At 63.4% G+C, this 21,077-nt stretch carries 16 protein-coding genes; 14 read left to right on the forward strand and 2 right to left on the reverse strand.

Annotated elements, in window-relative coordinates:
- The first annotated feature begins 66 nt into the window (after window positions 1–66).
- The 11 genes from Y882_RS12520 to Y882_RS12565 all read left to right on the forward strand — a co-directional run bounded on the left by Y882_RS12520 (window position 67) and on the right by Y882_RS12565 (window position 13,414).
- Window positions 67–1,041 carry a VTT domain-containing protein gene (locus Y882_RS12520; RefSeq protein WP_046972253.1) on the forward strand — a complete coding sequence of 325 codons (975 nt, stop codon included), beginning with the start codon at window positions 67–69 and terminating at the stop codon, window positions 1,039–1,041.
- 375 nt (window positions 1,042–1,416) lie between these two features.
- Window positions 1,417–1,509 carry a K(+)-transporting ATPase subunit F gene (kdpF, locus tag Y882_RS19350; protein WP_082121097.1) on the forward strand — a complete coding sequence of 31 codons (93 nt, stop codon included), beginning with the start codon at window positions 1,417–1,419 and terminating at the stop codon, window positions 1,507–1,509.
- Window positions 1,506–3,308 carry a potassium-transporting ATPase subunit KdpA gene (gene kdpA / locus Y882_RS12525; protein WP_046972254.1) on the forward strand — a complete coding sequence of 601 codons (1,803 nt, stop codon included), beginning with the start codon at window positions 1,506–1,508 and terminating at the stop codon, window positions 3,306–3,308. The genes kdpF and kdpA overlap by 4 nt, the downstream gene beginning before the upstream one ends.
- A 24-nt stretch (window positions 3,309–3,332) precedes the next feature.
- Complete coding sequence (gene kdpB, locus Y882_RS12530; protein WP_046972255.1) at window positions 3,333–5,414, forward strand: potassium-transporting ATPase subunit KdpB; 2,082 nt, start codon at window positions 3,333–3,335, stop codon at window positions 5,412–5,414.
- A gap of 47 nt (window positions 5,415–5,461) precedes the next feature.
- Entirely contained in the window at window positions 5,462–5,662 is a 201-nt protein-coding gene (locus tag Y882_RS12535) for a hypothetical protein (protein ID WP_046972256.1), read from the forward strand.
- 81 nt (window positions 5,663–5,743) lie between these two features.
- The gene (locus Y882_RS12540; protein WP_156171457.1) at window positions 5,744–7,237 is read left to right on the forward strand and encodes an outer membrane beta-barrel protein; all 1,494 of its coding nucleotides are present in this window, start codon (window positions 5,744–5,746) and stop codon (window positions 7,235–7,237) included.
- A gap of 10 nt (window positions 7,238–7,247) precedes the next feature.
- On the forward strand, window positions 7,248–7,817 hold the full coding sequence (kdpC, locus tag Y882_RS12545) for a potassium-transporting ATPase subunit KdpC (RefSeq protein ID WP_046972257.1): 570 nt from the start codon (window positions 7,248–7,250) through the stop codon (window positions 7,815–7,817).
- 546 nt (window positions 7,818–8,363) lie between these two features.
- The gene (locus tag Y882_RS12550) at window positions 8,364–11,030 is read left to right on the forward strand and encodes a sensor histidine kinase (protein WP_046972258.1); all 2,667 of its coding nucleotides are present in this window, start codon (window positions 8,364–8,366) and stop codon (window positions 11,028–11,030) included.
- Window positions 11,027–11,719 carry a response regulator gene (locus Y882_RS12555; protein WP_046972259.1) on the forward strand — a complete coding sequence of 231 codons (693 nt, stop codon included), beginning with the start codon at window positions 11,027–11,029 and terminating at the stop codon, window positions 11,717–11,719. Before Y882_RS12550 ends, Y882_RS12555 begins: the two co-directional genes overlap by 4 nt.
- A gap of 231 nt (window positions 11,720–11,950) precedes the next feature.
- A complete protein-coding gene (ssb, locus tag Y882_RS12560) occupies window positions 11,951–12,520 on the forward strand; it encodes a single-stranded DNA-binding protein (protein ID WP_046972260.1) in 570 nt (189 codons plus the stop codon).
- 342 nt (window positions 12,521–12,862) lie between these two features.
- Entirely contained in the window at window positions 12,863–13,414 is a 552-nt protein-coding gene (locus Y882_RS12565) for a cytochrome b (protein ID WP_046972261.1), read from the forward strand.
- An 84-nt stretch (window positions 13,415–13,498) separates the two neighbouring features.
- On the opposite strand, the gene Y882_RS12570 is transcribed toward Y882_RS12565, so the two are convergent.
- A complete protein-coding gene (locus Y882_RS12570) occupies window positions 13,499–15,211 on the reverse strand; it encodes a phospholipase D-like domain-containing protein (protein WP_046972262.1) in 1,713 nt (570 codons plus the stop codon).
- Window positions 15,212–15,764: 553 nt separating this feature from the next.
- On the reverse strand, window positions 15,765–16,310 hold the full coding sequence (locus Y882_RS12575; protein ID WP_211259172.1) for a gluconokinase: 546 nt from the start codon (window positions 16,308–16,310) through the stop codon (window positions 15,765–15,767).
- Window positions 16,311–16,493: 183 nt separating this feature from the next.
- Between Y882_RS12575 and Y882_RS12580 the strand changes: the two genes are divergently transcribed.
- From Y882_RS12580 to Y882_RS12590, 3 genes are all read left to right on the forward strand, one after another.
- A complete protein-coding gene (locus Y882_RS12580; protein ID WP_082121098.1) occupies window positions 16,494–17,009 on the forward strand; it encodes an RNA polymerase sigma factor in 516 nt (171 codons plus the stop codon).
- The gene (locus Y882_RS12585; protein WP_046972265.1) at window positions 17,002–18,117 is read left to right on the forward strand and encodes a FecR family protein; all 1,116 of its coding nucleotides are present in this window, start codon (window positions 17,002–17,004) and stop codon (window positions 18,115–18,117) included. Before Y882_RS12580 ends, Y882_RS12585 begins: the two co-directional genes overlap by 8 nt.
- A gap of 129 nt (window positions 18,118–18,246) precedes the next feature.
- Window positions 18,247–21,045: a TonB-dependent receptor gene (locus tag Y882_RS12590; RefSeq protein ID WP_244466337.1), complete on the forward strand. Its 2,799-nt coding sequence runs from the start codon at window positions 18,247–18,249 to the stop codon at window positions 21,043–21,045.
- Window positions 21,046–21,077: the final 32 nt, after the last annotated feature.

The raw sequence follows: 21,077 nt of genomic DNA on the forward strand, positions 1-21,077 counted from the left end.
ATTGTTTTTACGAGCGCCGGCCCCAATGATGGAGGGGCCGCAAGATGTCATCGGTCGAGGTTAGTCATGGCCCACCACATCATCGAGCTCATCGCCCAATACGGGCTGCTGCTGGTGTTCGTCAACGTGCTGATCGAGCAGGCCGGTGTGCCGTTGCCGGCCGTGCCGACCATGATCGTCGCCGGCGCCCTGGCCTCGACCGAGCGCCTGCCGTTGAGCGGCGTGGTCGCGGTGGCGGTGCTGGCCTGCCTGCTGGCCGACTATGCCTGGTATGCGGCGGGCCGCTATTTTGGCGGCGGGGTGATGCGCACGCTGTGCCGGATCTCCTTGTCGCCCGATTCCTGCGTGAAGCAATCGGAGCTGCGCTTCCAGCGCTGGCGCGGCGGCGTGCTGCTGCTGGCCAAGTTCGTGCCGGGTCTCTCTACCGTGGCGCCGCCGCTGGTTGGTGCGATGGGACTGCGGACGGCACCGTTCGTGTTTTTCGATGGTGTGGGATCGCTGCTCTGGGTCGGCGTGGCGGTGAGCCTGGGCTATGTGTTCTCGACCCAGATCGATGACCTGCTGGTCACCCTGGCCAATGCCGGCAGCGTGGCGCTGATGCTGATCGGCAGCCTGCTGGTGCTCTACATCATCATGAAGTGGTGGCAGCGCCATCGCCTGATCCGCGCCTTGCGCATGGCGCGCATCACCGTGCAGGAACTCAACGACGAATTGAACAAGGGCCGCACTCCGGCCATCGTGGACGTGCGTTCGGAAGCGGCGCGCATACTCGATTCGCGCGTCATCCCCGGCGCCCTGCTGGCCGATGTGAACAGCGTCGACCTGATCGTCAATGCGGTGCCGCTGGATGCGGAGCTGGTGATCTATTGCACCTGCCCGAACGAGGCTTCGGCCGCCCTGGTGGCCAAGGCGCTGATGTCGCGTGGGTATAAACGGGTGCGTCCGTTGCTGGGTGGGCTGGATGCTTGGGATGAGGCCGGCTACCCGGTCAATCGCGCGCCGGCGGCGAATGATGGCAACGTGATTTCCCACGCCGTCTGATCCTGGCCGTGTAGGAGCGCACCCTGTGCGCGATCGCCGACCGTAGGGCGGCCTGTTCGGCCGCGTTCGCGCACAGGGTGCGCTCCTACAAAGGTTTTGCAGCGCCCCGGGGCAAATTTTTACGGCTTCTATACGCGGCAGGGTAAATTCGCTACCCCTTTCTTATGCGCCCCTTCCGACACTAGCACCCGTTAACCAAGACGGTGAGTCGGACTTCGATGGACGCCCTTTACATCCTTTTTTCCCTCGTGCTGTTCGCGGCGGCGCTCGGCTTTCTGCTGATCTGCGACCGCCTCGGCCGCCGTCCCTGATCGCTGCTCGTCGCCTCCGGCGGCGAGGTCACCGGCGCGCGTCTTTCCTGCGGGAGATCCACCCATGAACGCTTTCTACATTGTGGCTGCCGTGATCGCGGTGGCCTTGACGGGCTACCTGTGCGTGGCCTTGCTCAAGCCGGAGTGGTTCGAATGACCAGCTTCGATATTTTCCAGGTCATCCTTTTCCTGGGCGTGCTGCTCGTGCTGATCAAGCCGGTCGGCGCCTATATGGCCATGGCGTTTGCCGATACCCCCAACGGCGTCAATCGCGTGGGTGGCAAGCTGGAGCGTTTGCTCTATCGCCTCGCCGGCGTGCGCAGCGATGAGCAGATGGGCTGGCGCCGTTACGCCATCGCCATGCTGGTGTTCAACATGCTCGGCCTGTTTGCGGTCTACGCATTGCAGCGACTGCAGCAGTGGCTGCCGCTGAACCCGCAGCATTTCGATGCGCTGTCGCCGGACCTGGCGATGAATACCGCGATCAGCTTTGCCAGCAATACCAACTGGCAGGCCTACGGCGGCGAAAGCGCCATGAGCTACCTGACCCAGATGCTGGGCCTGGCGGTGCAGAACTTCCTCTCGGCGGCCACCGGTATCGCGGTGTTGCTGGCGGTGGTTCGTGGCTTCACGCGTCGCAGCGCCGACAGCGTGGGCAACTTCTGGGTCGACATGACCCGCACCACGCTTTACGTGCTGGTGCCGTTCTCGCTGGTCATTGCGCTGCTGCTGTCCTCGCAGGGCGTGGTGCAGAACTTCAAGGCCTATGTCGACGTGCCGCTGGTGCAGAACACCACGGCCGTGGAAACGGTGAAGGACGCCGCCGGCAACACGGTGAAGGATGCGGCCGGCAAGGACATGACCAAGTCCACCACGGTCACCACGCAGACTTTGCCGATGGGTCCGGCTGCCTCGCAGATCGCCATCAAGCAGCTGGGCACCAACGGCGGCGGTTTCTTCAATGCGAACTCCGCGCATCCGTATGAGAACCCCACGCCGTTCAGCAACTTCATCGAGATGCTGGCGATCTTTCTGATTCCTGGGGGACTTTGCTACACCTTCGGCAGCATGGTGGGCGATCGCCGCCAGGGCTGGGCGATCCTCGCCACCATGCTGCTTATCTTTGTCCCGCTGTGCTTGGGCGCCATCGCTGCAGAACAGGCCGGCAACCCTGCGCTGCACGGACTGGCTGTGGATCAGCAAGCCTCCGCTTTCCAGGCGGGCGGGAATATGGAAGGCAAGGAAACGCGCTTCGGCATCGCTGCCAGCGGCCTGTTCGCCACCATCACCACGGCAGCCTCCTGCGGCGCAGTGAATGCCATGCACGACTCGCTCACCCCGCTGGGCGGCCTGGTGCCGATGTGGTTGATGCAGCTGGGCGAGGTGATCTTCGGCGGTGTCGGCTCGGGTCTTTACGGCATGCTCGCGTTCGCCGTGGTCGCGGTGTTCATTGCCGGCCTGATGGTGGGGCGCACGCCGGAATACCTCGGCAAGAAGATCGAAGCGCACGAAATGAAGATGGCCAGTCTCGCCGTGCTGGTGCCGTGCGCACTGGTGGTGATCTGCACGGCCATCGCGGTGATGACGCCAGCCGGCGTGGCCGGTGTGGCCAACCCGGGCGCGCATGGTTTCAGCGAAGTGCTGTACGCCGTGTCGTCGGCTGCGAACAACAACGGCAGCGCGTTCGGTGGACTGTCCGCCAACACCCCGTTCTGGAACGTGTTGCTGGGCGTGTGCATGTATCTGTCGCGCTTCCTGCTCGCCATTGCCATGCTCGCCATGGCCGGCTCGCTCGCTGCCAAGCGCCACGTGCCGCCCTCGGCCGGCACGCTGCCCACGCACACACCGCTGTTCGTCACCTTGCTTGCCTGCGTCGTGGTGGTGGTGGGTGCGCTCACCTTCCTGCCTGCGCTTGCGCTGGGTCCGATCGCCGAATTCCTGATGTCGGTGCGCTGATCAGCGCACCAAGGAAGCAAATCCATGACAACGACTCATACCCCCGTGCACGGCGTTCGCAGCTTCGATCGCGACCTGATCCTCAAGGCGATCGCCGACTCGTTCCGCAAGCTCTCGCCGAAGCAGCAGTTCCGCAACCCGGTGATGTTCGTGGTGTTCGTGTGCAGCGTGCTGACCACCTTGCTGTGGGTGCAGGCGCTGACCGGCCACGGCGAGGCGCCCACCGGTTTCATCTTCTGGGTGACCATCTGGTTGTGGTTCACGCTGCTGTTCGCGAACTTCGCCGAGGCCCTGGCCGAAGGTCGCGGCAAGGCGCAGGCCGCTGCGCTGCGCGGCTCGCGCAAGGACGTGGTGGCCAAGCGTCTGTCCGCGCCGTACAAGGACGCCCCGATCACCTATACGCCGTCGACCGAATTGCGCGTGGGTCACCACGTGCTGGTGGAAGCGGGCGAGCAGATGCCTGGCGATGGCGAAGTGGTGGTCGGCGCGGCCAGCGTCGACGAAAGCGCCATCACGGGTGAATCCGCGCCGGTGATCCGCGAGTCCGGCGGCGATCGCAGCGCCGTCACCGGTGGCACGCGGGTGCTGTCCGACTGGCTGGTGGTGCGCATCACCAGCAACCCGGGCGAGAGCTTTCTCGATCGCATGATCGCGATGGTCGAAGGCGCCTCGCGCCGCAAGACGCCGAACGAGATCGCGCTCACCATCCTGCTGGCCAAGTTCACGCTGATCTTCCTGCTCGCCTGCGCCACGCTGCTGCCGTATTCGATCTACAGCGTGCAGGCGGCGGGCGCGGGCAATCCCATCACGCTGACCGTGCTGGTGGCGCTGCTGGTGTGCCTGATTCCGACCACCATTGGCGCGCTGCTGTCGGCGATCGGTATTGCGGGCATGGATCGCATGATCCGCGCCAACGTCATCGCTACTTCGGGTCGTGCGGTGGAAGCGGCGGGCGACGTGGACGTGCTGCTGCTCGACAAGACCGGCACGATCACCCTGGGCAATCGCCAGGCGGTGGCCTTCCTGCCGGCGCCGGGCGTGGACGAACACACGCTGGCCGATGCCGCGCAGCTGGCTTCGCTGGCTGATGAAACGCCGGAAGGCCGCAGCGTGGTGGTGCTGGCCAAGGAGCGCTTCGGCATCCGTGAGCGCCAGCTGGAAGAAGGTCACGCCGAGTTCGTGCCGTTCACCGCGCAGACCCGCATGAGCGGCGTCAATCTCGGCGAGCGCCAGATCCGCAAGGGCGCGCTGGACGCGGTGGAGCGTTACCTGGAATCCAACGGCAGCCACCTGCCGCCGCTGGTCAAGCGCATGGCCGAGGACATCGCGCGTCGCGGCGCCACGCCGCTGATCGTCACCGAAGCTGCCACGGCGCTGGGCGTGATCGAACTGAAGGACATCGTGAAGGGCGGCATCCGCGAGCGCTTCGCCGAGATGCGTCGCATGGGCATCAAGACCATCATGATCACCGGCGACAATCCGTTGACTGCCGCCGCCATTGCTGCGGAAGCAGGCGTCGACGACTTCCTCGCCGAAGCCACGCCCGAAGCCAAGCTCAAGCTGATCCGCAAAATCCAGGCCGAAAACCGCCTGGTGGCGATGTGCGGTGACGGCACCAACGACGCACCGGCACTGGCCCAGGCCGACGTGGCGGTGGCGATGAACACCGGTACCCAGGCGGCCAAAGAAGCCGGCAACATGGTCGATCTGGACTCCAATCCCACCAAGCTCATTGAAGTGGTGGAGATCGGCAAGCAGATGCTGATCACGCGCGGCTCGCTCACCACGTTCTCGATCGCCAACGACGTGGCCAAGTATTTCGCGATCATCCCAGCGGCCTTTGCGACGACCTACCCGGCGCTCAATACGCTCAACGTGATGAAACTCGCCACGCCGCAGAGCGCGATTCTTTCGGCGGTGATCTTCAACGCGCTGATCATCATCTTTCTCATTCCGTTGGCGCTCAAAGGCGTGAAATACCGTGCGCTGGGCGCCGGTGCGCTGCTGCGTCGCAACCTGCTGGTGTACGGCCTGGGCGGCATCGTGGTGCCCTTCCTCGGCATCAAGCTGATCGACATGTTGCTCGTGCTCTGCGGTCTTGTCTAAGTCCACTCATTACTGACGCACTACTGGAATCTCCGGAGTTCTTTGCCATGCAAGTACTCAAGCTTTCCGTTTCGCTGCCCGACGACACTCACCCAGACATGGAGCTGCGTCTTTCATCAGACGACTCCGCCTGCGATGTGGTGATCGCACTGCCGGTGCAGGGTCGTCCGCGCGCACCGGTGCGCAGCAGCGAAACGCCGAACAGCGAGCAAGACGAATACGTGCTCGGCGGTTACGCCGGCATCTGATGCAAAGCCGCGGAACAGCGGCCCCACCCTCTCTACCCACAGAAAAGGACGGCTCGCCCCGAGCCGGTTTCAGGAACACCCATGATGTCCAAGAAGCTTCTTTCGTTTGCATTGTTGTTGGCGCTCGCCCCCGCAGGCGAAGCGGCCGCTGCGGCGGCGCCGGTGGCGGGCACCGACGTGATGCCGGCGGCAGGTCTCGATGACGGCTCGGCCGGTGCGCCGGCGGCTGGCAGCGACGACTGCTCGCAGGGTTTCTTCTCCCGCCTGGGCGCGGCCTATCGCGCCGATGCCCAGCCGGCCGACCCGAACGCGCCTGCCGCTCCGCGGCGCGCGATGGATGCGCCGCTGGATTCCCCGCCGTTCCCCAATGGCGAATGGCAGCTCGGCGGCGTGGCCGCACCCATCGGTGTGCCGGTGGCCTATGGTCAGTATCCGCTGCAGAAAGCGCTGTCGTGCACCAAGCTCGGCAACTGGATGAAGCGCAACCGCATCGAGGTCAATGGCTGGATCAATCCCTCGGCCAATGTCAGTTCGTCGAGCTTCACCAACTATCCGTTGTCGTATGCGACGCGTCCCAATCGCGTGGAATTCGACCAGTTCGTGTTCAACATCACGCGCGTCGAAGATACCGTGCAGACTGACCACGTGGACTGGGGTTTCAACATCTCCACGCTGTACGGCTACGACTATCACTACACGGTGACCAAGGGCGTGTTCAGCAACCAGCTGCTGAATCATCCCAATTCGAACGGCCCGCTGCCGGGTAAGGTCTACGGCATCGATCCGATGCTGTTCTATTACGACCTGTACATCCCTACGGTGGCCGAGGGCATGGTAGTGCGCATCGGCCGCTACCTGTCGCTGCCCGATATCGAAGCGCAGTTCTCGCCGCAGAACTACCTGGTCACGCACTCGATCCTGTACACGGTCGATCCGTATACCCAGACCGGCATCATGACCACGACCAAGCTCAGCCAGCAGTGGACGCTGCAGCTGGGTGTGAACGCCAGCAACGACACGGCGCCGTGGAACCGTTCGGCACGCCCCTCGCTGCAGGCCTGCGTGCGCTGGGTGTCGAAAGACAACAACGACATGCTGTACCCCTGCGTCAACAACTGGAACACCTCCGACTACAACTACAACAACGTGCAGATGTACGTGATGACCTGGGGCCACCGCTTCAGCCAGAGCGTGCACATGCAGACGGAGGCCTACTACATGTACGGCCGCAATATCCCGGGCTTCGGGCCGGATGGCGAACCGGGCGTGGTTGCCTCCTCGCCGTATCCGGGCAAGGCGGGCGAGTACGGCGTGGTGAACTACCTCAACTTCGAGTTGAACTCGAGCAACATGATTTCGTTCCGCAACGAGTTCTACAACGACCAGAAGGGCCAGCGCACCGGCTACGCCACCAAGTACAGCAGCCACACGCTGGGCCTCACGCACTGGGTGTCGTCGGACTTGGAGATCCGTCCGGAGATCCGCTACGAGCACTCCTACGACGTGAATGCGTACAACGCCGGCAAGAAGAACTACCAGGCGATCGCGCTGGTTGACGCGATCCTCCACTACTAAGGTGAAATCCATGGGCAAGCTGATTCGCAGCGCCATCGTGATGCTGCTCCTGATGACCGTGATCACCGGCGTGGCCTACCCGCTGGTGGTCACCGGTGTAGCCCAGGTGCTGTTCCCGTCGCAGGCGAACGGCAGCCTGATCGACAGGGAAGGCAAGCCGATCGGCTCCACGCTGATCGGCCAGTCGTTCGACGACCCCAAGTATTTCTGGGGTCGTCCTTCGGCCACCTCGCCGCAGCCCAACAACGCGCTGTCGTCGTCGGGCTCGAACCTGGGGCCGACCAATCCGGCCCTGACGGATGCCGTGAAGCAGCGCATTGAAGCGCTGCGTGCGGTGGATCCAGGCAACACGGCGGCCGTGCCGGTGGATCTGGTGACGGCCTCGGCCAGCGGACTGGATCCTGAGATCTCGCCGGCAGCGGCGGCTTATCAGGTGTCGCGGGTGGCTCGGTTGCGGGGCATGAGTGAGTCGCAGGTGAGGTCGATGGTGATCATGGCGACGACGGGGCGGCAGTTTGGGATGTTGGGGGAGGCACGGGTCAATGTGCTTAAGCTGAATTTGGCGTTGGATGGACGATGAGCCATCACTTCTCCCTCTCCCCGCCGGGGAGAGGGCCGGGGTGAGGGGCGGGTGCTCGCGGGAACGTTTCATCATTGCCGTCATCCCGGCGCAGGCCGGGATCCAGGTGCAGTGAGCTTCGATCGTTGCGTTCCCGCCAGCGTGCCGCCTACGCGGCGGGCGTTTCGATCGGCTGCCGCCGCTCGAGTCACTTTTCTTTGCTGGCCCAAAGAAAAGTAACCCAAAGAAATGGCCTGATAACGCCCGCAGCATTGTGTTGGGATAAGCCCGAGCGCTCGAGGCACGCCGTCAGGGAACAACCTCCGAGGGTTCACAGCGGATACTTCCAAGCGCTGCGCAACGCGCCCGAATCGCTGAGGACTTAAAGCGGAGGCTCGCTTCGCATCGCCCCGTGCAGTGCGGTGCACATCACTTCTCCCTCTCCCCTGCGGGGAGAGGGTTGGGGTGAGGGGCGGGTGCTCGCGGCAGCGTTGCTATCTGCTTGGTGCACTATCCGCCCCGAACCCCAAGTCCTACCCTTATCCCACCACCTCCCCAACGACACCCATGTCCGAACCGACTCGCGAAGCACGTGCCGATGCCCTGCTGGATGCCATGCAGGAAGAGCGCACGCGTCGCTTGAAGATTTTCCTCGGTGCGGCGCCGGGCGTGGGCAAGACCTACGCCATGTTGTCCGCGGCGAGGGAGCTCAAACGGCAGGGCATCGATGTGGTGATCGGGCTGGTGGAGACGCATGGGCGGCAGGAGACGGCCGCGCTGCTCGAAGGGCTTGAGCAGCTGCCGCGCCGCAAGGTGAACTACAAGGGGCGCGACTTCACCGAGTTCGATCTCGATGCGGCGCTGGCGCGTCGTCCCGACATCATCCTGGTCGACGAACTGGCGCATACCAACCTGCCGGGTGGTCGCCATGAGCGTCGATGGCAGGATATTGCCGAGCTGCTCGAAGCTGGCATCGAGGTGTATTCCGCGCTCAACGTGCAGCACCTGGAAAGCCTCAACGACCAGGTGCGGCGCATCACCAACGTCACTGTGCGCGAAACGGTACCGGATGCCTTCCTCGATCGCGCACGCGACATCGTGCTGGTCGACCTGCCGCCGCGCGAGCTGATCCAGCGCTTGAAGCAGGGCAAGGTCTATGTGCCGGAGACGGCGGCCGCGGCGCTCGATGCCTTCTTCTCGCCGACCAACCTGGTCGCCCTGCGCGAGCTGGCGGTGGATACCGTCGCCGGTCACGTGGACAGCGACCTGCGCGAGCACATGCTCGCGCGCGGCGGCGCCATGCCGGTGCGGCGGCGCGTACTTGCCGCCATCGACGGCCAGTCGCAGAGCGAATATCTCGTCCGGATCGCCCGTCGCATTGCCGAACGACGTGGCGCGCCCTGGAGCGTGGCCTTCGTCGATACCGGCATTACGCTGGACAAGGCCCGCAGCGAGCGGCTGGGCGCCGCCATGCGCCTTGCGCGACGCCTCGGTGGCGACACGGTCGTGTTGCGAGGGCACGCCATCGCGGATGAACTCATCGCCCACGCCGATCGCGAAGGCATCGGCCAGATCATCCTCGGCCGTACGCGCGAACGCCCGCTGGCGCGCATGCTTGGCCGTTCGCTGACCCAGTTGTTGTTGCGCCGTGGCGCACATCTGGAACTCACCATCATCGCCACGCCGGCGGAGCGGGCGAAGTCGCGTCTGCGCCTGCGCATGCCCGGAGGCTCGGGCCGTCGCGGCGAATACATCTATGCGACGCTCGCCACGCTGGTGGCGTTCGGTCTGTCGTTCATCGCCGATCGCTATCTGTCGGTCGCGAACCTCTCGCTGATCTTCCTCACCGCTGTGTTGGTGGTGGCGGTTAGGACGCGCATGGCGGTGGCCGTCTATACGGCGTTGTTGTGCTTCCTCGGTTACAACTTCTTCTTTGCGCCGCCGCGCTACACGTTGATGATTGCCAACTTCGACGACGTGCTGGCGGTAAGCCTGTTCCTCGTCGCGGCCCTGGTGGCGAGCCGCTTGGCCACCAAGCTGGCCAGCCAGGTCGAGTCCTTGCGCACGGCCCATGCGCAGGCGCGCGCCTTGCTCGCGCTGGGGCAGCGGCTTTCCACCAGTACGGATGCCGAGGGCATCCGTCGCGTGGGCGCTGCCGCACTGGCGCATGTCATGCGCTGCGAGGTGGCGGTATTGGCGCGCGACGCGAGCCAGGTGTTGCGTGTGGTGGCGTCATCGCCGCGCGATTTCGATCTGACCTCGCAGGATCTGGGTGCGGCCGAATGGAGCGAAAAGCACGCGGAACAGGCGGGCCGCTTCACCGACACGCTCAACGCGGCGCCTTGCTGGGTATTGCCGTTGGGCAGCGACGAAAACCACCTCGGCGTGGCGGCCCTGCGCCTCCCGCCGGGGCAGGGCGAGCCGGCCACCGATGAACGCAGCCTGGCGCTGACCATGGTGCAGGACATCGGCCAGGCGCTGCAGCGTGCGCGGCTGGCCGAGGAGCTGGAGGGCGCACGCGTGCAGGGCGAGACCGAACGTCTGCGCAATGCGCTGCTTTCCTCCGTGTCGCACGACCTGCGTTCGCCGCTGGCCTCGATGATTGGTTCGGCCGGTACGTTGTCGAGTTATGGCGACCAGTTGCCGGCCAGCGAACGCCAGGAGTTGCTGGAAGCCATCCTGGGCGAAGGGCAGCGGCTGGACCGCTATATCCAGAACCTGCTCGACATGACCAAGCTGGGTCACGGCACGCTCAAGCTCAATCGCGACTGGACCGACGCCGCCGAAATCGTCGCGGCGGCCACCACACGCCTGCGCAAGCTGTTTCCCGATCTGAAGGTCGACATCGAGCTGCCGCCGCAGACCTTGCTGCTCTACGTGCATCCCGCCCTGATCGAGCAGGCCTTGTTCAACATTCTTGAAAACGCGGCGCGCTTTTCGCCGCCGGGGCAGGCCGTGCGCGTGGTGGTGCGGCCCAAGGGCGAGCAGATCCAGATCGATGTGATCGATCGCGGACCAGGCATCCCCGAAGACGAACGCGCCCGCATCTTCGACATGTTCTATTCCGTCTCGCGCGGTGATCGCGCGCCGCAGGGCACTGGCCTGGGTCTGGCCATCTGCCGCGGCATGATCGGCGCGCACGGCGGCAGCGTGGAGGCCTTGCCGGGCGACGGCGTTGGCACCACCATTCGCATCACCTTGCCGCTGCCGGCGCCGCCGACCAACCACGTATGACCTCCGCCGCACGTGTCCTGGTCATCGATGACGAGGCACAGATCCGCAAATTCCTCGACATCGGCCTGCGCGCCGAGGGCTACGAGGTGCTGCTTGCGGCGAATGCGGCCGAAGGCCTGGCGCTGGCCGCCACGCGCTCACCCGATCTGGTGATACTCGACATCGGCCTGCCGGACCGCGAAGGGCACGACGTGCTCGCCGAGCTGCGCCAATGGACGCACGTGCCCGTGATCATGCTTTCCGTGCGCGATGCGGAAAGCGAAAAGGTGAAGGCGCTCGATGCCGGCGCCAACGACTATGTGACCAAGCCGTTCGGCATCCAGGAGCTGATGGCGCGCCTGCGCGCCCTGCTGCGTGCCCGGCAGGGTGAGCCCGAGGCGATGCAGCGCTACGACGACGGCAGCCTTGTGATCGACCTCGGTCGTCGCGAAGTGTGGCTGGACGGCGCGCAGCTCTCCCTGACGCGCAAGGAGTACGCCGTGCTCGCGCTGCTGCTGCGCCACGCCGGGCGCGTGGTGACCCAGCAGCAGTTGCTGCGCGAGATCTGGGGCGCTACCCATACCCACGACAGCCACTATCTGCGCATCGTGGTGGGCAAGCTGCGCCAGAAGCTCGGCGACGATCCGACCACACCCCGCTGGCTGAAGACCGAGCCCGGCGTGGGCTACCGCTTTATCAGCGGGGTCTGAGCGGCCTGACCGGGTGTCGCAGCCTGTGAGAGTGTTTAGTGGTCTGATTCCCGGACGTTTTTCGCCAACCCCGTACGTTGGGGCAGGGCGAAGGCTGGCCCGATTCACGGTTCCCCGGCGCAGGTCAATCCTGTCTTCCACGCCCGGGGCACGGTTATGATGGCCGCCGGACCAACATCCCGGTGCTGACTGCCCAAGAACGCAGCGCCGGCTCACAGAGGAAACCCATCCATGGCACGTGGCATCAACAAAGTCATCATCGTCGGCAACCTCGGCGCCGACCCGGAAACCCGCTACACCGGCAATGGCACCGCCATTACCAGCATCCGCATCGCGACCTCCGAGAACTGGACCGACAAGCAGAGCGGCGAAAAGCAGGAGCGCACCGAGTGGCACCGCGTGAAGCTGTTCGGCCGCCTCGCTGAAATCGCCGGCGAATACCTCAAGAAGGGTCGCCAGGTGTATATCGAAGGCTCGCTGCGCACCGACAAGTACACCGACAAGGATGGCGTCGAGCGCTTCAGCACCGACATCATCGCGGCCGAAATGCAGATGCTCGGCGGCGGCACGGAAGGCGGCACAGGCGGCGGTGGCGGCAACTTCCAGCGCGCCCAGGGTGGCGGCGGTGGCGGCGGCCAGTCGCGTCAGCAGGGCGGCGGCAACTACGGTGGCGGCCAGGCCCGCGGCGGCGACAACTTCGGCGGCGCCCCGCGCGGCGGCGACAACTACGGCAACCAGCAGCGCCAGTCGGCACCGCCGGCGCAGAACAACAGCTTTGATGATGACGATATTCCGTTCTGAAGTGCGCCAACCATATCGTTGTTGAGTGTTGTGAAAGCCCGCGATTTCGCGGGCTTTTTCTTTGTGGACTGTTGGTCCGTCAGCTCGTTCGGCCGCTGTCGATCTTCACTCCGATGCAGGCTGAAAGTTCCGCTGGCGGCAGGTGAGCCTGTCGCAGCTCGCCTTTACAACGGCCAGCGTTCTATCAAGGTGTCACGCGCCGTAGGTACTCGACCCCATCACGGACGCGCGCTCAGCCGCGATTGCGCTTGATGGAATAAAACGGACCGCAGCCTAGTTATGTGGATAGCGCCTCGCATCGAAGGGCTTGGCGCTTAGTCCATTCAACAAGGTCCTACGTCCATGCTGGTTCCCGTATCTGCCGCCCCGCGCTACACACGCACCGCCAAGGTTCTGCATTGGCTGGTGGCCCTGTTCATACTGACCAACTTGGTCATTGGCCTGCGCATGGAGCGCTTCCCTGGCTACTCGCACAAGTCGCCCGAGTGGAACAGCATCTTGTTCTGGCACGGCTCGATCGGCGCCGTAGTGCTGTGGCTGGCTATAGCGCGAATCATCTGGCGTGTCGGCCACCGACCGCCTCCCCTGCCGGGCAGCATGCCGCGCTGGCAAGCGTGGGTAGCGCACAGCGTCCACGGGTTGCTTTATCTGGCCATGCTCATACTGCCGCTTGCCGGCTACGCGCATCGCGTCGCGGGGAACCATCCGGTCAGTTTCTTCGGTCTATGGAACTGGCCTGATCTCTTCGCACCCAACGAGTCGCTACGCGTCCTGTTCGGGACCATTCACGTCGATCTCGCCCTGGCGCTTGGCGGCTTGCTGATCCTTCATCTGGGCGCCGTACTGAAGCATCTTGTGATCAATCGCGACGGTGTGGCCAAGCGGATGTTGTGATCGGGGCGCAGGCGAATAAGGGGCGGAACCATCTTCTGCCATCAAACAGATGACGGTGGTCGCCCATTCGTTTCGGGCTCGTACTCACGACCCTGCAAAATAGAGTCGCCGCGCCCGGCGTGCAGTCCTGTCCTTTGGATTGAAGGCATCTGCCGTCCAATCGTCATCCTCCTTCAGGAAGCCAAGTTTCATGTTTTCGGGGGTGGCGCCAGGATTCTTCTGCAGGAAGATGGCAACCGCCTCACGGAAGGCGTAGTGCGAATACAGTCGCATGTACTCGCCAAGATAGATGTCGGCAACGCGGGTGTTGTCCTTGATCACCAGCATGTTCTCGTCGTTTTTGGTCGTGCTGGCGTCGCTGAAGTTGGCCGATCCGGTGACAACGATGGGATGTTTTGACAGCGGGTCGACCAGCATGAACTTCAAATGCACCCATAGCACGTGCGCATCCTTGTCGATCTTGTCGATCTCGCCAAGCCACTGATCGAAGCCATTGAGCGGGATCCTGTTGCCGATGGCGATGACCACGTTCGGCAACGCCTGGATCTTGCGAATGGCCTCGATCTGCGCCTCCTTATTGCGGCCGTTCCATTCCTTCTCCATCAAGCCGACGCGCAGCACTTCGTCCTTCAACTCATAGACATTGCGGAAGACGTCGCTCATGCCGAACGCAAATGTCATGAAGAGTGCGTTCTTGGCTGCGCCTGCCAAGCTTCCGTACCAGTCAAGAGCATCGCTATTGGCGCGCGGCGAGAATACGGGTGCCATGTCATCGATGAAATCCGTGGCCGCCGCCGGGGCTGGGGTCTGGTCGATCGTCCACTGCTTATAGGTGTTGCCGCGAGTGGTCACCGGGTCAGTATGCAGCTTGGCGTAGAAGTCCAGATACTTGGTCGCGATGTCCGGGTTTTCCACGACGTGTATGCAATTGGCGTGACCGAACAAGCCGTTCAATGTCAGGTTGGTGGATCCAAACAGCACGGCGACAGGCTTGTCGTTCTTCGTCAGTACGATGAACTTGTTATGCATCAACGTGCCGTTCTGGCGTGGCTTCGTCAGCGTCTTGACCTTTTCGGCCTTGATGGCGGCCTCGTTCTTCTTGTGCGGGCCAGTGGCGTTGTCGATGTCGTCGTAGACGATCGTCACGTCAACGCCGCGGCCTTTCGCACTCCGTAGTTCGTCCAGGACGCTCGCCCACTGGAATTCATAGAAGCATCCCTTTAACGCATAACCTTCTCCTTCAGCCCGGCGGATGAACTCGATGATTCCCTCGATCAGCCCGCGGGATAGCCAGTCGAATGCCGCCTGTCCCGCGCTCGGTCCGCCCTTTTTCAATGGCGTCGGAGGAATGTTCTGAAAGCGCCTCGCGTACTCCTGCGTGGCTACGGAGCCTCGATTGAAATGGATGGTGTGCTCGGCACCTTCCGTTGGCTCAGTGGTGACCGAGACGTCGATGCTCACGCCTTCCTTGAGGTCGGTTACCGGCCCGTACATGGCGATAACCGTATAGGTGTAGGAATGGTTCGGTTTCGCGGAGTAGTCGGACCATTGGAACGACTGGAACGGGTGGACATGGCTCGAATACTGCCCGCCAGGCGCGGGATGGGGCTCGACACTTTCGAATGTCTTGGTGCCGCTCATCCAATAGCTTTCACCCTCGGTCTTGTCGGTTCGCTTGATTGCGAAGCCGAGTAGCCCTTTCCGCTTTGCATCGCTGATGTCCAGGCCGAGCACGACGACGTAGGACCCGGCAATGGCGTTGACGGTCAGTCCACTCTTGGAGATGCGTTTGCGCATGACGACACTCCTGGATTCCTTGATGCAACGCGGGGTTCTGCCCCGGCAATGCGGGCGATTCCAAAATGGTGGTTCCCCAAAAATTGAATCGCCGCGACGCTCGTGGAGACCGGGCTGCCCAACGTGGCCGCATATGGGCGCGTTCGCGTGACGAATGCCTGGGCTCTTGAATCGAACTAAGTCAACTTTTCTTACAAATGGGTGACATTGCCTGGTTGCTTGGCCAGTAACTTTCCGGTCAATGGCAGACAGCTGTCATCTGTTCGAGGTTGAAGCAGCGATGTTGGTCGAGGCGGCGGTGCCCAGCAGCATCGTGGCCGTGGCAAAGGAGATCGCAGAGCACGATGGGCGCATCGTCCACTCGCTGCGCAACGCCGTCGACGATAGGCGCCGGACTCTGCGAAATCCACTAGGCCTTTGGCTTATAGAAACAGGTGGAAGCAACGTCGTATGGGCCGGCATTGCCCACCATTGTCATGTCTATTCGCGTTGGTTTGGTACGGATCAGCAGCGGGGTCAGGTGCGTCTAAATGACCGAGGACGAAATATCGCGTCAGCGATCGATCCGGTTGGGCCCGTTGCTTGTGTTCCACCAGTGCAGCGCTTGATCGATGATCAGTTGTAGTGGTTCGTTGCCGTTGGCGCGCAATACACGTGCTTCGCCTGTCGGAGGCTCCAGATCTCGGAACTGGCTCTCGACCAAGGTGGCCGGCATGAAGTGATCGGAGCGCAAGCCGACGCGCTGGAGGGCGACCTCCGGTGACACGTCTAGGAAGACAAAGCCGAGTTCGGCCACACCGCTGCGCAAGGTGTCGCGATAGCGGCGCTTGAGCGCCGAGCAGGCGAGCACGGCGATGTGACCGCTGGCCACGACCTTGGCGAGCTCTCCAGACAGGTGCTCCAGCCAGCCCTGGCGGTCGGCATCAGTGAGTGCGATGCCGGCCTTCATCTTTTGCACGTTCTGTTCGGGATGGTAGGCATCGCCTTCGATCATGCGTGCGCCGATGCGTTCGCTGAGCGCCTTGGCCACGCTGCTCTTGCCGCAGCCAGAGACGCCCATGACGACGATTGCGCGCATCGGTTCCTGCATGCATTGCATCCTGTGATGGAGTGGAGGCCATCACGCGCTTCGCGCCTGATGCCCAGCTGAGGATACTGTGACCGGCGCCACGATTGTCATGCGCGGGCGCGCGAAGTCACAAAGCGGTCACACCACCACCCTAGGCTCCGTGCCGTCTGAGTGCCGTAGCCTTCCTCGGCGAACACGGTGGAAGGAGGAGCGGTGCGGGAAAAGCATGGGGCGTGGTCGGCGTTGTTCGCGGAAAAGGGCGCGACGCTGAGCAAGTACTTCCTGCGCCGCGTGGCGCATCGCTGGGATGCGCAGGACCTGGTGCAGGAGGTCTATCTGCGCCTGCTGCGGATCGAGCCGGCGGACGCCGCGAACATCCGCAGCCCCGAGGCCTACCTGTTCACGGTGGCCGCGAACCTGGTGAAGGAGCATGCCGTGCTGCGCCAGCAGGCGCCGCTGGGCAGTGACGAGCTGGAGCAGGTGGTGGAGCAGCTGGCAGCGCCGACCAATCTCGAAGCGGACATGGACAGCGATCTGCGCCAGCAACGCCTCGGCGTGCTGATCGATCGGCTGTCGCCCAAGTGCAAGGCGGTGCTGATCATGCATTATCGCGATGAGATGTCTTATCGCGAGATCGCCGAGCGTATGAGCATCTCGACCAGCATGGTGAAGAAATACGTCGTGAAAGGCCTGGCGGCGTGCCGGCAAAGGATGGCCGACTATGAATAATTCCACGCAGTTCGACGCTGCCCGGCAGGCGCGTCGCATCACCGAGCAGGCGGTGTCCTGGTACATCGAGCAACAGGAGCCACTGACCGAACGCCAGCGCGTGGCCTTCCTCGCCTGGCTGCGCGCTTCGCCGCGTCATGTCGCGGAGTACTTCGCGGTGGTGCAGATGCATGGCGACTTCAAGGCCGCCGCTGCGCTGAAGACGCTCACGGTGGAGCAGCTGGTGGATCAGGCTGGCCGCGACAATCCGGTGGTGATGTTCCCGATGGTGGGCAGCGCGATCCGCAAGGAACATGTCGCGCGGCCAGGACGTGCGCGCCGGATGGCGATGCGTGCAGGCGGGCTCGCGGCGGCGGCGATGATGGCCTGGTTGGGCATCGGTTACTGGCGCGATGCGAACGGATTGGTGGAGCGGAGCTTCCAGGGAGATGTCGCGGCCGTGCGCGCCGTGACCCTGCCCGACGGCACGTTGGTACAGCTCGATCGCAACAGCGTGATCGATGTGCACTTCGATAAACGCTTCAGGCGCATCGAAGTCATCAAGGGCAATGCCTTGTTCGACGTGGGCAAGGATATGCGTCGGCCCATGCTGGTGAATGTGGGCGGCCATGTATTGCAGGACATCGGCACCGTGTTCGACGTGAAGCGCGATGCCAGCGGCGACACGCTCACGGTAATCAGCGGTCGCGTGCGCGTGCTCAATGCCGCCGACGAATCGAAGCAGGGCGGCATCGCGGCGCTGTTGAGCGCCGATCCGGTCGCCGATCTCACCACCGGCCAGCAGATTTCACTGAGCGTATCGGGCGTGAGCATCAAGCAGCCTGCGCAGGTGGCCAAGGTCACCGCGTGGCTGCCGTCGGAGATCCGCTTCCAGCACGAAACCATCGGCAACGTGGCGCGGCGCTTCAATGCGTACACCAGCAAGCCGCTGGTGATCGAGAACGGCAGCATTGCCGATGAACGCATCAGCGGCATCTTCCACGCGGACAACCCGCAGGCGTTCGCGGCCTATCTGGCCACGCTGCCGGACGTGCGTGTGGTGGAGGAGCGCGACCGCGTGCGCATCATCGCCTCGAATCAAACTGACACGAAAGCCGGGCACCTGTAAGAAAAGATTCATGCAATCGGAGGTGCCCGGTTGCGCAAAACGAGGCTCTTGAAAGGTATAGGCCGGAAAAAACGCAGCGAGCGTTGATCGCCGGCAAGCCGTCTACCTCACTCAAGGTTGTTACCCCTCATGCGCAATCGTTTGGCTTTACATATCGCCCTCGTGCTCGGCGTCAGTCTTCCCCTGGCCACGTTCGCCCAAGCCAACGCCACCGTGCACACCACCGCCATCGCGGCGATGCCGCTGGCCAAGGCGCTGGAGAACTTCTCACACGAGGCGGGCATGCAGGTGGTCTATGGTTCGGAGATCTCCGACACCATCCGCAGTCCCGGCGCCGATGCCGGCTTGCCGCCGGAGCAGCAATTGCGTCAGTTGCTCGCAGGCACCGGCCTGAGCTACCGCCTGGTCACGCCGAACACGGTGACGATCGTCCCGGGAAACGTGGCAGCCAATGCGGGCAATCCGGCCTCCGCTGCGGTGACGATGGCCGGTAGTGCAGGCGCGGCAGCGACGAGCGATGCGACGGTCGCATCCGGCAATGGCAAGACGACCAAGGATCTCGATCAGGTCGTGGTGACCGCGCGCTCGGGTGTGGACGAACGCACCAAGGCACAGACCAGCTACTCGATCACCACCATCGATGAAGATCGCCTGCGCATGCAGAACCCCACCAGCGTCACCGAGGCACTGAAGTCGGTGCCGGGTTTCTGGGTGGAAGCGTCCGGTGGCGAAGCGAGCGGCAATATCCGCGCGCGCGGCATCCCGGTGGACGGCTTTGGTTCGGTGAACCTGCTCGAAGACGGCATCCCCGTGCAGCACGATCCCGCGCTTGGCTATCTCAATGCGGACCAGGCGTTTCGTCTGGATGAAACGATCGATCGTATCGAAGTGGTGCGTGGTGGCCCGTCGTCGATCTTCTATTCGAATGCGCCGGCCGGTGCGATCAACTTCATTCCGCGCCAGGTGGGCGATACGGCCGAGGGGTTGGTGAAGTACACCTTGGGCAACTACGGACTCAACCGTCTGGACTTCTGGTACGGCACGCCGATCGGCGACGGCTGGAAGCTGAGCACCGGTGGTTTCTATCGCCAGGACAATGGCATCCGCAGCCCGGGCTTTACCAACGATCAGGGTGGCCAGCTGCGCGCCACGCTGTCCAAGCAGTTCGAGAACGGCAGCCTCAGTTTCGATATCAAGCGCCTGGACGACAAGGTCGCGCTGGATCTTGGTATCCCGATGTATCGCAATGCCAGTGGCGATCTGCGGGCGGTGCCGGGCTTCAATGGAAACTACGGCACGCTGGCCGGTCCGGAGACCGAACACGTCCAGATGATCCAGGGCAACGGCAGCCTGTACAACTTCGACAATAGCCTCGGCACCCAGGTCAAGCGCACGCAGTTCACGGTGAAGTTCGACTACAACCTCGGCGATGGCTGGAAGGTTGCCGAGGACCTGCGCTACAGCGATACGGATACGGTGCGCAACGGCGTCTATCCGAACGCGGTGCAGACCACGGGCGATTTCTTCACCACGGCACAGAAGCAGCTCACCAAGTACTACCCGAACGCGGCCGGCATGCAGCTGCAGTATGTCGACAACGGCCAGACCTACAACGCCAGTCCCAACAACGGCCTGGTCGTGACGGGCGGCTTGCGCGGCATCACCATGCCGATGACCGAGCTCACCAGCGACACCCGCCTGCTGCGCAAGTTCGAGTTCGGCGACCAGACGCACGATGTGACGTTCGGTTACTACTACGCGCACTTCAACCAGGATTTCGACCGCTATTCGTCCACCGCCATCCTCACCGCGACGGACAATGCGCGCCTGCTCGACGTGGTGGCCGTGGACGGTGCCGGCAATACATTGGGCAAGCTGACCAACAACGGTATCTACGGTTACGGTTACGAGTGGGCGTATGCCAGCGGCACGTCCAGCACCAATGCGTTCTATGCGTCCGACGAATGGCAGATCAACGACCAGCTGCGCATCGACGGCGGTGCGCGTTGGGAGCGGGTGAACACCACCGGCTGGACTGAGCTGTCGCACAACGTGAATCTGGGTACGCCGCCGACCAACAACATCCTCACCGGCACCGGCCAGTTCGTGGATTACGACCACAGCTTCAGCAAGCTTGGCTGGACGCTGGGTGCGAACTACCAGTTCAGCGAGCACCAGGGTGTGTTTGCGCGTTACACCTCCACCTTTCGCCTGCCGAACCTGAGCTCGTACATCACCACGCCGACGGCCACGCCGATCACGCAGACGATGATCCTGCCGGAGATGGGCTACAAGTACAGCAACCGCTACATGGATGCGTACGCCACGCTGTTCTACACCAAGTACAACAACGTGAGCTTCAGCAACTATGTGTTCGACCCGAACACCGGTGTGTCCACGCCGCAGACGGGCTACGCCGATACCGAGACCTATGGTCTGGAACTGGAAGGCACGTTCTATCCGTCCAAGTATTTCGACGTGCAGTACACCGCGACCGTGCAGGATCCCAAGTACAAGGGCCTGACCTATACGACGGTGACAGCAGGCGCGCCGGTGCTGCTCGACTATGACGACAATCAGCTGATCCGCGTGCCCAAGAACAGCTTTCGCGTGGTGCCGGGCGTGAATCTGTTCGACGACAAGCTGCGCCTGCAGATGTCCTACGAGTACGAAGGCCGCCGCTATGTGGATACGGCCAACTCGGTCGTATTGCCGCAGTACCACACGATCGGCTTGAGCGCGCGCTACCAGATGACGCCGGAGCTTTCGTTCTTCCTGTATGCCGACAACCTCAACAACTCGCTGGGTCTGACCGAGGGCAATCCGCGTGCCGGCGAACTGGCGAGCAGCGACGCCACCAAGAGCGTGTTCATTGCGCGACCGCTGCTCGGTCGCTCCTTCCGCGCCTCGGTCATGTACCGGTTCTGATTGTGTTTGGCGGACGTCCTGCGCGCCGCTCC

Origin of the sequence: Dyella japonica DSM 16301, from assembly GCF_001010355.1 — a bacterium.
Taxonomy (GTDB): domain Bacteria; phylum Pseudomonadota; class Gammaproteobacteria; order Xanthomonadales; family Rhodanobacteraceae; genus Dyella; species Dyella japonica.

Bases quoted from the DNA above. Each gene is read 5' to 3' on its own strand.
- Y882_RS12565 (WP_046972261.1), top strand. From the start codon at position 12,863: ATGCTGGTTCCCGTATCTGCCGCCCCGCGCTACACACGCACCGCCAAG.
- ssb (WP_046972260.1), top strand. From the start codon at position 11,951: ATGGCACGTGGCATCAACAAAGTCATCATCGTCGGCAACCTCGGCGCC.
- kdpA (WP_046972254.1), top strand. From the start codon at position 1,506: ATGACCAGCTTCGATATTTTCCAGGTCATCCTTTTCCTGGGCGTGCTG.
- kdpB (WP_046972255.1), top strand. From the start codon at position 3,333: ATGACAACGACTCATACCCCCGTGCACGGCGTTCGCAGCTTCGATCGC.
- Y882_RS12590 (WP_244466337.1), top strand. From the start codon at position 18,247: ATGCGCAATCGTTTGGCTTTACATATCGCCCTCGTGCTCGGCGTCAGT.
- Y882_RS12555 (WP_046972259.1), top strand. From the start codon at position 11,027: ATGACCTCCGCCGCACGTGTCCTGGTCATCGATGACGAGGCACAGATC.
- Y882_RS12550 (WP_046972258.1), top strand. From the start codon at position 8,364: ATGTCCGAACCGACTCGCGAAGCACGTGCCGATGCCCTGCTGGATGCC.
- kdpF (WP_082121097.1), top strand. From the start codon at position 1,417: ATGAACGCTTTCTACATTGTGGCTGCCGTGATCGCGGTGGCCTTGACG.
- Y882_RS12585 (WP_046972265.1), top strand. From the start codon at position 17,002: ATGAATAATTCCACGCAGTTCGACGCTGCCCGGCAGGCGCGTCGCATC.
- Y882_RS12520 (WP_046972253.1), top strand. From the start codon at position 67: ATGGCCCACCACATCATCGAGCTCATCGCCCAATACGGGCTGCTGCTG.
- kdpC (WP_046972257.1), top strand. From the start codon at position 7,248: ATGGGCAAGCTGATTCGCAGCGCCATCGTGATGCTGCTCCTGATGACC.
- Y882_RS12575 (WP_211259172.1), bottom strand. From the start codon at position 16,310: ATGCAATGCATGCAGGAACCGATGCGCGCAATCGTCGTCATGGGCGTC.
- Y882_RS12540 (WP_156171457.1), top strand. From the start codon at position 5,744: ATGATGTCCAAGAAGCTTCTTTCGTTTGCATTGTTGTTGGCGCTCGCC.
- Y882_RS12570 (WP_046972262.1), bottom strand. From the start codon at position 15,211: ATGCGCAAACGCATCTCCAAGAGTGGACTGACCGTCAACGCCATTGCC.
- Y882_RS12535 (WP_046972256.1), top strand. From the start codon at position 5,462: ATGCAAGTACTCAAGCTTTCCGTTTCGCTGCCCGACGACACTCACCCA.